15 protein-coding genes are annotated in these 12,243 nt (G+C 66.0%); 4 read left to right on the top strand and 11 right to left on the bottom strand.

Annotation, left to right across the window (positions count from 1 at the left end):
• Positions 1–5: 5 nt before the first annotated feature.
• The 5 genes from AB5K84_RS06775 to AB5K84_RS06755 all read right to left on the bottom strand — a co-directional run bounded on the left by AB5K84_RS06775 (position 6) and on the right by AB5K84_RS06755 (position 2,994).
• A complete protein-coding gene (locus AB5K84_RS06775) occupies positions 6–761 on the bottom strand; it encodes a metal ABC transporter ATP-binding protein (protein ID WP_028173843.1) in 756 nt (251 codons plus the stop codon).
• A gap of 2 nt (positions 762–763) precedes the next feature.
• Complete coding sequence (locus tag AB5K84_RS06770) at positions 764–1,000, bottom strand: hypothetical protein (protein WP_028173842.1); 237 nt, start codon at positions 998–1,000, stop codon at positions 764–766.
• A gap of 43 nt (positions 1,001–1,043) precedes the next feature.
• Entirely contained in the window at positions 1,044–1,544 is a 501-nt protein-coding gene (locus AB5K84_RS06765; RefSeq protein ID WP_008138982.1) for a hypothetical protein, read from the bottom strand.
• A complete protein-coding gene (locus AB5K84_RS06760; RefSeq protein ID WP_038966159.1) occupies positions 1,541–2,152 on the bottom strand; it encodes a permease in 612 nt (203 codons plus the stop codon). Before AB5K84_RS06760 ends, AB5K84_RS06765 begins: the two co-directional genes overlap by 4 nt.
• Before the next feature lie 245 nt (positions 2,153–2,397).
• Positions 2,398–2,994 carry a superoxide dismutase gene (locus tag AB5K84_RS06755; RefSeq protein WP_014491764.1) on the bottom strand — a complete coding sequence of 199 codons (597 nt, stop codon included), beginning with the start codon at positions 2,992–2,994 and terminating at the stop codon, positions 2,398–2,400.
• A 245-nt stretch (positions 2,995–3,239) separates the two neighbouring features.
• Here AB5K84_RS06755 and AB5K84_RS06750 point away from each other — a divergent pair, with 245 nt between their 5' ends.
• The 3 genes from AB5K84_RS06750 to AB5K84_RS06740 all read left to right on the top strand — a co-directional run bounded on the left by AB5K84_RS06750 (position 3,240) and on the right by AB5K84_RS06740 (position 5,762).
• Positions 3,240–3,767 carry a GNAT family N-acetyltransferase gene (locus AB5K84_RS06750; RefSeq protein ID WP_011090500.1) on the top strand — a complete coding sequence of 176 codons (528 nt, stop codon included), beginning with the start codon at positions 3,240–3,242 and terminating at the stop codon, positions 3,765–3,767.
• Between the two features lie 82 nt (positions 3,768–3,849).
• Positions 3,850–5,235 (top strand): MATE family efflux transporter, encoded by a 1,386-nt coding sequence (locus tag AB5K84_RS06745; RefSeq protein ID WP_063921555.1) that lies wholly within the window; start codon positions 3,850–3,852, stop codon positions 5,233–5,235.
• A gap of 92 nt (positions 5,236–5,327) precedes the next feature.
• Complete coding sequence (locus AB5K84_RS06740; protein WP_011090502.1) at positions 5,328–5,762, top strand: DUF2147 domain-containing protein; 435 nt, start codon at positions 5,328–5,330, stop codon at positions 5,760–5,762.
• Positions 5,763–5,766: 4 nt separating this feature from the next.
• Here AB5K84_RS06740 and AB5K84_RS06735 read toward each other — a convergent pair whose 3' ends face one another.
• The gene (locus AB5K84_RS06735; protein ID WP_011090503.1) at positions 5,767–6,912 is read right to left on the bottom strand and encodes a DUF3095 domain-containing protein; all 1,146 of its coding nucleotides are present in this window, start codon (positions 6,910–6,912) and stop codon (positions 5,767–5,769) included.
• A gap of 220 nt (positions 6,913–7,132) precedes the next feature.
• On the opposite strand from AB5K84_RS06735, the gene AB5K84_RS06730 reads away from it, so the two are divergent.
• Positions 7,133–7,519 carry a hypothetical protein gene (locus AB5K84_RS06730; RefSeq protein WP_011090505.1) on the top strand — a complete coding sequence of 129 codons (387 nt, stop codon included), beginning with the start codon at positions 7,133–7,135 and terminating at the stop codon, positions 7,517–7,519.
• Between the two features lie 4 nt (positions 7,520–7,523).
• On the opposite strand, the gene AB5K84_RS06725 is transcribed toward AB5K84_RS06730, so the two are convergent.
• The 5 genes from AB5K84_RS06725 to AB5K84_RS06705 all read right to left on the bottom strand — a co-directional run bounded on the left by AB5K84_RS06725 (position 7,524) and on the right by AB5K84_RS06705 (position 12,159).
• Positions 7,524–7,733, bottom strand: a complete 210-nt coding sequence (locus tag AB5K84_RS06725; RefSeq protein WP_011090506.1) for a hypothetical protein — start codon at positions 7,731–7,733, stop codon at positions 7,524–7,526.
• Between the two features lie 128 nt (positions 7,734–7,861).
• Complete coding sequence (locus AB5K84_RS06720; protein WP_011090507.1) at positions 7,862–8,584, bottom strand: SDR family NAD(P)-dependent oxidoreductase; 723 nt, start codon at positions 8,582–8,584, stop codon at positions 7,862–7,864.
• Positions 8,577–9,959: a class I adenylate-forming enzyme family protein gene (locus tag AB5K84_RS06715; RefSeq protein ID WP_038966155.1), complete on the bottom strand. Its 1,383-nt coding sequence runs from the start codon at positions 9,957–9,959 to the stop codon at positions 8,577–8,579. The genes AB5K84_RS06720 and AB5K84_RS06715 overlap by 8 nt, the downstream gene beginning before the upstream one ends.
• Entirely contained in the window at positions 9,946–10,191 is a 246-nt protein-coding gene (locus AB5K84_RS06710; RefSeq protein ID WP_007597226.1) for an acyl carrier protein, read from the bottom strand. The genes AB5K84_RS06715 and AB5K84_RS06710 overlap by 14 nt, the downstream gene beginning before the upstream one ends.
• 153 nt (positions 10,192–10,344) lie before the next feature.
• Positions 10,345–12,159 (bottom strand): long-chain-acyl-CoA synthetase, encoded by a 1,815-nt coding sequence (locus AB5K84_RS06705; protein WP_011090509.1) that lies wholly within the window; start codon positions 12,157–12,159, stop codon positions 10,345–10,347.
• Positions 12,160–12,243 lie beyond the last annotated feature (84 nt).

Here is a 12,243-nt window from a genome sequence, read left to right as displayed (position 1 = left end):
TGCGGTCACGCCGCCCGCGAGCGGGCATCGTCGGCCGCGCAGGCCGCGGCGCTGTCGTCGAACGCCTCGCACATCCGCATCGCGACCATGAGGTTCTCCGGCGTCAGCACCTCCGCCGTCGGGCCCCATGCCACAGGGCCGCGCGCCAGCACCAGGGTCTCGGTGAAATGGCTGCGCACCATCTCCATGTCATGCAGCGCGGCGAGCACCGTGCGGCCCTCGCCGTGCCAGCGCTTCACCAGCGCGAGCAGGTCGGTCGTGGTCTTGCTGTCGATGGCGTTGAAGGGCTCGTCGAGCACGATCAACCGCGCGTCCTGGAGCAACACGCGCGCGAACAGCACGCGCTGCATCTGACCGCCGGAGAGCGTGCCGATCGGGCGGTTCTCGAAGCCATTCAGCCCAACGGCGCCGATCGCGCGGAGGATTTTTTCGCGCGCGGCTTTGCCGATTCCGCCGAACAGGCCGGTGCCGCGCCACAGGCCGGTGCCGACGAAGTCGAACACCGAAATGGGGAAGCTGCGGTCGATCTCCGCGCTCTGCGGCAGATAGGCGATATCGCGGGAGTCGAGCCCGCCGAGATGGATGCTGCCGTCGAGCGGCCTGAGGATGCCGACGATGCCGCGCAGCAGGGTCGACTTGCCGGCGCCGTTCGGGCCGATCACGGCGACCAGCGCACCCGGCGCAACCTCGCCGTTGAGATGGTGCACGGCCGGATGCCGGTCGTAGCCCAGCGTGACGTTGTGGAAATGCAGCGCCGCCATCGTCACCTCATTGCCAGAAAGACGATGCCCCAGAGCACGGCGCAGACGGCAACGGCGGCCGAGAGGCGGCCCGCCATGGTCATGCGCAGGATCGACCAGGGCGCCGCTTGGGCCGGATGCGGCGAGGTCGCGTCATGGACGTGGGCATGGGTGTGGTCGTGCCCGTGCGAATGCGCGTCGCCATGAGAATGGCCGTGGGCATGGTCGTGATGGTGGGCGTGGGACGCGGCGGGAACCATGTCTGGACGTTATATTATAACATTACGCCTGTCCACGCCGGGCTCAGGGCTTGCCGATCACCATCGCGATGGCGGCCGCCACAAACGGGAACGGCACCGAAACGGCGCAACGGAACCAGACGAAACGGGCCGGCATGAACGGGATTTCCCACAAAATCACCCGCTGGAAGGCAAACAGCGCCCAGGCGACGACATAGGCGACCACTTGCGGCACCCCGCCGCCCGACTTCAGCGCCACGGTCCCGATGGAGAAGCCGATCACGGGGCCGCCGGGCGTGGCGGCACCGGCGACCACGGCGGTCGCGACCCCCAGCCAGCCGCTGTCCGGTCCGAGCCAGCCGGTGATCACCTCCTGGGGGATGATGGCGGCGATGTAGCCGGAGCCGATCACCCCCAACGCGATCCGCGGCACGATGTTGATGAAGTCCATCGAGCCTTCGCGCAGCGAGGCCTTGAACACCGGAGGGCCGCGACGGAAGGCGATCAGGCCGACGCCGAAGACCGAGCCCCATAGCAGAATGTCGATGAGGAGCGCCGCGCTCAACTCGCCTCCTCATCGCTGTCACGCTTCGGATAGAGCCGGACATAGACGAAGCGGCCGAGGCCGCCTGCGAGCACCGGCAGCGGCAGCGAGATGACGATCCGCCACAGCGTGAAATCGGTGCCCATGATCGGGATTTCCCAGGCGACCGCCCGGCCGTAGCCGATCAGGGTCCAGCTCACGACCATGGCGATGGTGGCGCCGAAATCGGCGCCGACCGCCAGCAGCGCGCTCGCCACGGGATAGGCGGTGAAGGGACCGCCCGGCAGGATCGCGCCGAAGGCGGTACCGATCAGAAGGCCCTTTAGGCCGGATTGCGGCCCGAGCGAGCGCGAGACTTTCTCGTGCGGCAGGATCTCGGAGATGAAGGCGCCGAGCAGGCAGCCGGCCAGCACGCGCGGCAGGATGCCGCCGAACAGCGAGAGGTCGTGGGTGAGAATGTCCAGAACGCCGTCGGTGCCGTCACGCCGCCACACCAGCGCCGCGCTGACCGCCACCAGGACCGCGATGATGATCGTCGACCAGCCGATCGGCTTGCGCACACGGCCCGGCCGCGGCTCGGACTCCGCGTCCTCGGCAGGCGCCGGGTCTTTCGGGGAAGGGTCTGACAACGGGTGTGGGGCGGCTCGATGGTGATGCCCGTCCTGATTAAGGGCGCCGTCCATGCGATGCAAACGGTACGATCACAGACCGATGCGCGCATGGCGCAGGACTGGTTCAATCAATTCCGCACAGCAAAAAGGCGGCCGCGCATGCGACCGCCTTGTCTGTCATTCCGGGGCGGCGAAGCCGAACCCGGAATCTCGAGATTCCGGGTTCGATGCTACGCATCGCCCCGGAATGACGGAGTAAAGCCTTACGCCTTGTCGAACAGGGACTCGACGTATTCCCAGTTCACGAGGTTCTCGACGAACGCCTTGAGATAGTCCGGACGGCGGTTGCGATAGTCGATGTAGTAGGAGTGCTCCCAGACGTCGCAGCCGAGGATCGGGGTGGCGCCGTGCACCAGCGGATTCTCGCCGTTCGGGGTCTTGGAGATCTCGAGCTTGCCGTTCTTGACCTGGAGCCAGCACCAGCCGGAGCCGAACTGGCCGACGCCGGCCGCCTGGAAGTCGGTCTTGAACTTCTCGAAGCCGCCGAGGTCCTCGTTGATCTTCTTCTCGAGCTTGCCGGGCAGCTTGGTGCCGCCGCCATTGGGCTTCATCCAGCTCCAGAAGTGGATGTGGTTGTAGTGCTGGCCGGCATTGTTGAACACCGCGGGGTTCTTGCCGAACGAGCCCTTGACGATCTCCTCAAGGGACTTGCCTTCCCATTCGGTGCCCTTGAGCGCGTTGTTGCCGTTGGTGACGTAGGCCTGATGATGCTTGTCGTGGTGGAATTCGAGCGTCTCCTTCGACATGAACTGGCCGAGGGCGTCATAGGCGTAAGGGAGAGGGGGCAGCGTAAAGGTCATGGGTTCTTGTCCGCAACTGGGTGGGGAACGTGTTCTAACGGTCATCCCTTATAGAAGGTTCCGCGGCCGTTAAATACCTCAGAATTTGCGAAAACGCGTGATGGGTGCCGCTTGGCTGGATTGCATAAAATCGTCGCAGCACGCGCTGGTCATCAGCCGTGCGGTTCGCCATAAAATATCGTTGCCTTTGAAGCGCTTATGACAGAACGAATGCGCCACGAAGCGGAGCTGCGAAGGACGAAGCCATGACCATCGAGATCGACATCTTGAACGGCGACGCCTCGTGGCCGATCACCGAGCCGCTGCATCAGGCGGTCTGGGGACCGCATGTGGTCGCGGACAAGCCCTGGGCTCACGTCAAATGGGACAACGCCCATCTTCGCGTGCTGCTCGAGACGCCCGAGGACGGCCTCGTCTGCCACGTCGGCGTCTACTTTCGCACCGTCACCTGGAACGGGCAGAAGGTTCACGCCGGCGGCATCGGCGGCGTCTGCACGCGCGAGGACCGGCGCGGTCGCGGCTACGCCACCATGGCTATCGACGCGGCGGTGCACACCATGCGCGCCAACGAGGCGGTCCGCTTCGCGCTGCTGTTCTGCGAGCCGCACAATTTTGCGTTCTACGAATCCCGCAGCTGGCTGCCCTTCAAGGGCGAGGTCTATTGCGAGCAGCCGGAGGGGCGGATCCGCTTCGACTACATGGCGCCGTACGTCTTCAACATCGTCCGCGCGCCGACGCTGGGCACCATCGACCTATGCGGCTTGCCCTGGTGAGCCCTGCGTGACCGGAGGGCTGGTGCCAGAGAGCCACGCCCTGTAATATGTCGGTCATCATCCAATATTCCGCACCGTGGACATGACGATCGACGCCCCCATAGACGCCGCCCCGCCGCGTGCACCGGTCGCCTCCCCCATCGCCAGCCTGCTGACGGCGCCGATCCTGCCGATGCTGCTGCGGCTCGCGATCCCCAACATGATCGCGATGGTCGGCAGCACGCTGGTTGCGATCGCCGAGACCTCCTATATCGGCCGGCTCGGCACCATCCCGCTCGCGGCGATCGCGCTGGTGTTCCCGTTCGCGATGCTGACGCAGATGATGAGCGCGGGCGCGATGGGCGGCGGCGTCTCATCCGCGATCAGCCGCGCGCTCGGCGCCGGGGATCGCGACCGCGCCGCGACGCTGGCGCTGCATGCCGCCATCATCGGCCTCTGCGGCGGGCTGTTCTTCACGGTAACGATGCTGGTCTTCGGCCGCTCGTTCTTCACGCTGCTCGGCGGCCGCGAGCGCGTGCTCGAGGAAGCCTGCGGTTATTCGCAGGTGCTGTTCTCCGGCGCGGTCGCGATCTGGCTCGTCAACACGCTGGCCTCGGTGATCCGCGGCACCGGCGACATGCGCCTGCCCTCGATGACACTGATCGGGGCAAGCGTGCTCCAGATCGCGCTCGGCGGCACGCTGGGGCTCGGCCTGTTCGGCGTGAAGCAATTCGGCATGCCGGGCGTCGCCGCCGGCCAGTTGATCGCATTCACCTGCGCCGCGGTCTTCTTCCTCTGGTATCTCTTGTCAGGCCGCAGCCGGCTGCCGCTGGATTTCCGCGCGTTTTATTTTGAGCGCGCGATGTTCCTGGACATCCTCAAGGTGGGCGCGGTCGCCTGCCTCTCGCCGCTGCAGACCGTGCTCACCATTCTGATCTTCACCAGGATCCTGGCGACGTTCGGCACCGAGATGCTGGCCGGTTACGGCATCGGCTCGCGGCTGGAATTTCTGCTGATCCCGATCACCTTCGCCTTCGGCATCGCCTCGGTGCCGATGGTCGGCATGGCGATCGGCGCCGGACAAGTGAAGCGCGCACGGCGCGTGGCCTGGACCGCAGCCGCGGCGTCCGCCCTCACCGTCGGCCTGATCGGACTCGTCATCGCGCTCGATCCCGCGTTGTGGGCCTCGCTCTTCACCGCCGACCCCGGCGTCACCGCCGCCGCGCACAGCTATTTCCACTGGGCCGGCCCGGCCTTCGCGTTCTTCGGCATGGGCGTGTCGCTGTACTTCTCCTCACAGGGCGCCGCGCGCGTCGGCGGACCGGTGCTGGCCTCCACCGCGCGGCTTCTGATCGTCGCGATCGGCGGCGGCGTCCTCATGATGGCGCAAGCGCCGGCCTGGACCTTGTTCGCGCTGGTCGGCGGCGCGATGGTGGTGTTCGGACTGTCGACCGCGGTCTCCGTCGCTTTCGCGCGCTGGGGCAAATGAGCGCAGGCAAGTAAGCGCGGGAATGTGATTCCATCCAGCGTTGCACTATCCTGCTGGGCTGCTATGGAGGCGCTCCACTTCGGGGCCTCTCCATGATTTCCAGATTCGCTACTCTCGTCGTCCTTCTGGCTGCGCTGCTTGGCGCGACCGCCGCCCAAGCGCAGAGCGCCGACGGGACCTGGCTCACGCAGGCCGGCGACGCCCGCGTCAAGATCAGCAAGTGCGGCGGCGGCCTCTGCGGCGTTATCGTCTGGCTGCGCGAACCCATGGACACCGCGACCGGCCAGCCCGCCACCGACAGCAAGAATCCCAATCCCGCGCTGGCGAGACGGCCGATGATCGGCCTGCCGTTGTTCAGCGGCATGCAGCCGTCCGGCCCGAACAAATGGTCGGGCCAGATCTACAATGCCGACGACGGCAGCACCTATGCGAGCAGCGTCTCGGTCACGGGTGCAGACTCGCTGCGGGTCGAAGGCTGCGTCGGCGCGCTTTGCGGGGGCGAAACCTGGACGCGCGCGGGACGCTAGCGCTTCAAGCCATCATCGCCTTCAGCGCCGTCGCCGCCGAGGCGTAGCCGCCCCGCGCGCCGTCGATGAAGTGCACGTGGTCGCTGCGCAGCGCCGACGGCGTGAAGCAGGTCATCATCGCGGCGTCCTGCGGGTAGAGGCCGTAGCGCACGACGCCCTCGCGCGCGGCAGCCGCAAGACGATCGCTGAGGGCGCGTTCGAGCTCGGGTGTACAGTCGAGGATCATGCGCAGGCCGTCGTCATATTTCCTGAAGTCCGAGTTCTCGACCACCTGACGTTTGTAGAGGTTGGGCACGAAGCCGCCGACCTTGATGTCGAAGCGCATGATCAGATAGGCGAACAGCGTGTAGGCCAGCACGCCGGCGCGGCGCGCGAGCAGCGGGCCGCCGCGCTTGGTGCGGGCTTCGTAGTCCAGCCCCTGCGGCGGCCATTTCAGCGGCGGCCCCTGTGGCGGCACCGGGCGGGCGCCGTCCGGGCTGCGTTCGACGAGGTGGATGATGTCCTCGATCACCTTGCGGAACGCCGGCGGGTCCGCGCCGCGTGCCGGCATCACCAGAACGGACAGGATCAGGCCGCGCGAGGCCGGAATCACCTCGAAGCGGCAGGACAGGCCGGACAGATCCGGCTGCGTGCTGGCCGGCGCCTCAGCGACGGCGAACTCACCGCGCTTCATCGCGGCGTCGGCCCAGGCGAGCCCGCCGCCGGAGAACATCGCATAGGACAGGTTCGCCGACGGACCGAAGCGCGCGACGCGCACGTCGAGACCTTGCGCCCGGATCGCACTCACCGGCACCAGCGCAACACGCATCGTCAGATCGAGATCCTCCCGTACCCAGGTCGCGGTCGCAGCCAGCGCGTCCCGGGCGCGATCGAGATCGCCGGGCGCGACCGCAAAGCTCGCGCCGTCACCGCCGAACACGAAGGGGAATTCCCGTCCCTCAAGCGCATTGGTCACCGCCGCGATCACGGCAGCGCCGGCCATGTTGACCGCCTTGTAGCGCTGCGCCGCGATCGCCTTGGTGGAATCGACGATGTCGGCGACACCGATGCTCCAGTCATCCGGCAGCGACGCATAGAGCGCGGGGTCCATCAGGCTGGTGAAGCCGCGGAAGACGGGGATGCCGCCATAGAAGGATTCGCCTGATGTCATCGGATGATGCCGAATGGTTGGACGCGTCCAGGAGAAGTACGTGGCAGGACCGATCCGGGTTCGCCGGCTGGCGCCCCCTCGAAGTCCCGATCATTGGCCGAAATGGCGGCGGACAACAAGATCGCACCGCGCCGCAATGCCGCAGCTTGTCATTGATCAGCATCAAACAGCCGGCCGAAAATGACGTTTACGGTTGAGCCATCTGAAATGGTTGCGCGGGATGATCGGGGTGTCTGATTTTGGTAGCAAGGACTCCACCTCGCCGGTACGCCGACGCACGGGGCTGGACGTGATCAGTGCGGTGAAAATGCCGGAGCTGCTGACCGCCACCGTCGATGCCTGGGCGGAGGCCCATCAACTGTCGCGCTCGGATGCGATCTGCAAGCTGGTCGAGTTCGGCCTGAGGATCGCGCCTCCCACACCGGCATCGGGGTCCACGGTCGTCTCGGACGCGACCAGGCTCGAGGAGCTCGCGGTGCATGAGATCGAGGGACTGCTCGATCCCGCATTGCCGGAGGACGAACGCGAGCGTCGCATCCGCCGCCTCACCGAAGGGCCGCCGGAATTCTCACACGAACGGATTGACCTGCCTAAGCCTCGGACGTGAGCGACTAGTGCAGCTTCTCATCCTCACGGTTGCGCAAGGCGTCGTGAGACGCGTCATGGCAGCCGACCAAGCGCACGAATTGCTGCGGGTACATCTCGTGACCGTGATCGCCGGAATTCTGGTGCGTCATCGGCGGACAACGGACGTCGTCCAGCTTCGCGCGCGATTGCTCCGTCCGGCCCTGATTTGAAGCGGTCATGTTTCGCATGGTCATGCACTGCTCCCTGTCGATTGGGGCAGATCGATTGACGTAACCCAATCGATTGCGGGGGCATCTTACGACCAAATCCGGTCGAATGTCATTGCGCCGAATCAATGCAATTGTGGCGGTGAAGTTCCGCCTTACGCCGTGTTCCCGGCGTCGACCGTGAACACGGTGCCCGTGACGTTGCGGCCGCCATCGCCGAGCAGATATTCCACCATCCGTGCGACGTCTTCCGTCTCCGGCAGCCGGCGCAATGCACTTCGGCCCGCGATGCGTTTGCGTCCTTCGTCGGAGAGATTGTGAGTCAGCTCGGTGTCGATGAAACCAGGCGCAATCGCGTTCACGGTGATGCCGAGCTTGCCGACTTCACGCGCGAGCGAGCGGGTAAAGCCGGTGGCGGCCGCCTTGGTCGCGCCATAGACGGACAGGCCGTTATAGCCGGTCGTCGCGATGATCGAGGAGATGTTGATGATGCGGCCGGCACCATCGGCCATCATCTGCCGTGCGACATATTTGGTGAGAATGATCGGCGACAGCACGTTGAGCTGCACCAGCGCCTCGATCTCGGAATTGTGCATGGTCGCGAGCAGGCCTTCGGTGCCGAGGCCGGCATTGTTGACGAGGCCGTAGATCGGGCCGAATTCGTCGCGCACGAGCTTTGCGAAAGCGGGAATCGCGTCGATCACCGCGAGATCGCAGGCTCGGAAATGCAGACGACCCTCGGACTCGCCAATGGCGGCCCTGAGCTCGTCGCTCTCGCGGCGCGCCGCGGCAATCACGTTGTAGCCGGCGCCAGCCAGACGCTTGCCAATCGCAAGGCCGATACCGCGGCTGCCGCCGGTGACGAGGACATTATGCATCGGTGCGCGCCAGTTTGCCGGCCGGGGTGACGTCGAGCGTCTCGACGAAGCGGATCACCGCCGGCACCTTGTGGGAAGCGAGCTGCGCGCGGCATTGATCCAGGATCTGGTCGCGAATCTCCTTCGCGCGCGCCTGGTCGGTGCCGTCGGCGAGGATCACGTCGGCGACCACGATGCCGCCGGTGATCGGACTCTTCCGCGACTTGGCCCGCGACATCCGGACGTCGGAATGGCGATTGATGACAGCCTCGATCTCCTCGGGGTGGACCTTCAGCCCACCGATATTGATGATGCCGCCGCGGCGGCCGACGAAATAATAGCGGTCCCCGCGCAGCTCGACAATATCGCCGCTGTCGACAAATCCGTCATCATCGGTGAGCGCGGCGGCGTCGCGGCCGATATAGGCATGTGCGGTGCGCGTCGAGCGGATGCGCAGCGAGCCGTCCACGACCTTCATCTCGACGCCGTTGCGGTTGCCGAGATAGTCGGCCGGAAAGCCTTCGAGCCCGTCATTCACGGCGAAGCCGACACCGGCCTCGGTCGAGGCGTAGGCATGGCCGACCGAGGAATTCGGGAATGCCGCCTTCAGGCCGTCGAGCACCGCCTGGTCGGCGATCTCGCCGGAGAGACGGACGTAAGCCGGCGCGAATTGCGCGGCCGAGCCGCTCATCAGAAGCTTGCGCCAGTGCGAGGGCGTGCCGGAGATGTGGGAGACCGCGCGCGCGTTCAGCCGAGCGACGTGATCGGCGAGGGCCTCATGCGGATCCGACAGCACCATGGAGCCGCCGGAGAGGATGGCGCGGAGGAAGATCTGGAGGCCGCCATAGCGGCGAATGTCGTAGAACGTCGCCCACACCGGCGCCGGTCCGCGCGCGGGGCCTTCGGCGACGATCGCGCCGGTCAGCGCTTCCAGCGTATGGCCGGCGATCTTCGGCACGCCTGACGTGCCCGAGGTCAGCATCAGCCATTCGGTGGCGCGCTCGGTCTGCGCGGGCGCGGTGGCTTGAAGCGGCAATTGTGCGGTGACGACCAGCGGCACGCCGGTCTCAGCCCAGCGATCGGGCTCGTCGGTGACGACGGCATCGATCCCGGCATCCGCGATCAGCGCGTCCAGATACGCCGGATTGAGATCGGGCGGACACAGCAGCATGCGGCGGGCGACGCCGTCGAGCTCGATCATGGCAAGGCCCGACCGGAGCTGGTCGGACAATTTGAGCAGCACCGCGCGGCCGGACAGCTCGCGCAGGCGGCCGCCCAGGACCGTCTGCGACAGGATGTCGGTCAGCGACACGACATCGTGCGCATCCGACAGCGTACGGCCCTTCAGCTCCGCGCCGAGATGATCGCGAAGCGCAAAGATCTCACGCGGGGACATTTTCGTAGGCCCGCACGAAATCGCCGACCGTGGCGGGGAACGCTGCGTCCTCGGAAATGGTGAACGGATCGACACCGGTCTCGTCCTCGAGCCGAGCGACAAGGATCGCGAAGGCGAGCGAGTCGAAACCCGTCTCGTGCAGGGACAGATCGTCCGAGAGCGCGGGAAGCGCGACGTGCTGTTCCTTGGCGATCTGCTGGATCGCTTCAATGACCTTGGACCTTACCGACATGGCTGGCTTGCCTCTTGCTTTGTTGATCGATCGTATGTCTTGCGGCGGCTCTTGATGACCGCCTCCCCATGGCCGTCTGTTTACTCGACAGAAGTAAATGGCTTCTTGGACAATTCAGATAAAATTGGACCTATCTGGCGGATTTTGGTTGGGCTACAGCCGGATCGCGCCCTCCGAGATTGCCGCATACGCCTCCCCGTCCAGCGCCACATAGGCACCTGACTTCGGATCGAGCATGAAGAGCGGACCGGAGATCGCGCCCGGGTCAAAGCCCTCGCGGGCGAGCTCACCCTTCTTCTGCTTGAAGGTCTCGGTGGCATCGAGCTCGCGCGAGATGCGGATGAAAACCGGGCGGGCGTAAGCTGGCAGGCGCTGCGCAAGGTGGGCAGACAGTGCGGTGACGTCAAAACCCTCGTTCACGACGATTGCGCTCATGCCGGCGCGGCCGTCGGTGCCGGGGATGCTGACGCCGTAAGTGGTGGCGTCGATGACGCCGGTAAAATCGCGCACGGCGTCGTTGACCTCCGAGGTCGCGACGTTCTCGCCCTTCCAGCGAAAGGTGTCGCCGATGCGATCGACGAAATGGAAGAAGCCCTTGTCGTCGAGCCGCATCAGATCGCCGGTGCGGAACCAGGCATCGCCCCTGGCGAAGACATCGCGCAGGATCTTCTTCTCGGTCTCCCCGGCGTCCGTGTAGCCCTCGAAGTGGCCGCCGCCCTGGTCCGCCGTGCCGATGCGGCCGATGGCCTCGCCCGCCTCGCCACGGGCGGAGGCGATGCAAAGACCCTCTTCATTGCGCAACGGCGCGCCGCTGTCAGGGTCGAGCTTGACGAGGCTCGCGGGGAAACGATGCGCGAGCAGCGGCGGGATACGGCCGATCGCGCCGGGCTGGCCCTCGACGTTGAACAGCGAGAAATTGCCTTCGGTCGCCGCATAGAATTCGAGGATGCGAGGAATGGCGAAGCGGGTCTGAAAGTCCTCCCAGATGTCGCCGCGCAGGCCGTTGCCGCAGACGAGCCGCAGCCGATGGCGGTTCTCGTATTCCGACGGCGGCGCCTTGAGCAGATAGCGGCAGAGCTCGCCGATATACTGAAACAGCGTGCAGTCGTGCCGCACGATGTCGGACCAGAAATTCGACGCCGAGAATTTGTCCGCGATCACCACCGAGCCGCCGGCGGCCAGCATGCTGCACGGCGCGACGATGCCGCCGACCGAGTGGAACAGCGGCAGACAATCGTAGAGCCGGTCCTGTGGGCCGGCGCCGGTGAGGCCGGCGAACCAAAAGCCCCAGTTGAGGATGCGGCGATGGCTGATGCTGGCGGCCTTGGGCAGGCCTGTCGTGCCGGACGTGTAGATCAGCAGCGCGCGATCATCGATGGTGACGTCGCCGTGCTCTCCGGGACAAAGCGGGCCGTCGTCGAGCGCGGCAAGCGCGACGTCGATGGCCCGCTCGCTGCGGGCATCGCCATGAGTCCAGACCTCGGCCTCGGTCTTCAGATGTGGCTTCGCACTCTCCAGCGTCTCCACCAGGTCGTGCGCGACGATGATGTGCAGGGGCCTCGCGACATCGAGGCAATGCGCGAGCGATTGCCCGACAAGCTTTGTATTGATCAGCGCGACCACACCGCCGATCCGGCTAATGCCGAGCCAGGCGGCAACATAGTCGAGGCCGTTCGGCATGATCAGGCCGACAGTTTCGCCCTTGCTCACACCGACCGAGCGCGCCCAGCGCGCATAGCGGTTGATGCGTTTCGACAAACCTTCGTAGTCGAGCGCTGCGTCATCCGTGATCAGCGCGACGCGGTCGGGCTGACGCTGCGCCCAATCGTCGACGACGTCGGCAAACAGCCGGCCCGGCAGCGTCTCGATCCGCGCGGTCAGCTCGATCGCCTTCAGCCAGATCTTTGACGCCGATGGCGCGCGCGCGGCCTTCGGTTGCTCGATGACGCCGGTGGTCATGCCGTTCATGCTTTCGGAACGTGTCTGCTGGTTCCCCCAGCTTAGCCCGCGCGCCCTGCCCAGGTGTTAAGAGACAAGGTAAAAGCCGGTTAG

It is taken from the genome of Bradyrhizobium sp. 1200_D9_N1_1 (assembly GCF_052075915.1).
In the GTDB taxonomy this organism is placed as follows: Bacteria; Pseudomonadota; Alphaproteobacteria; order Rhizobiales; family Xanthobacteraceae; genus Bradyrhizobium; species Bradyrhizobium diazoefficiens.
The sequence above is the reverse complement of the archived record's forward strand: the minus strand, read 5'-3'. Positions and strand labels throughout refer to the sequence as shown.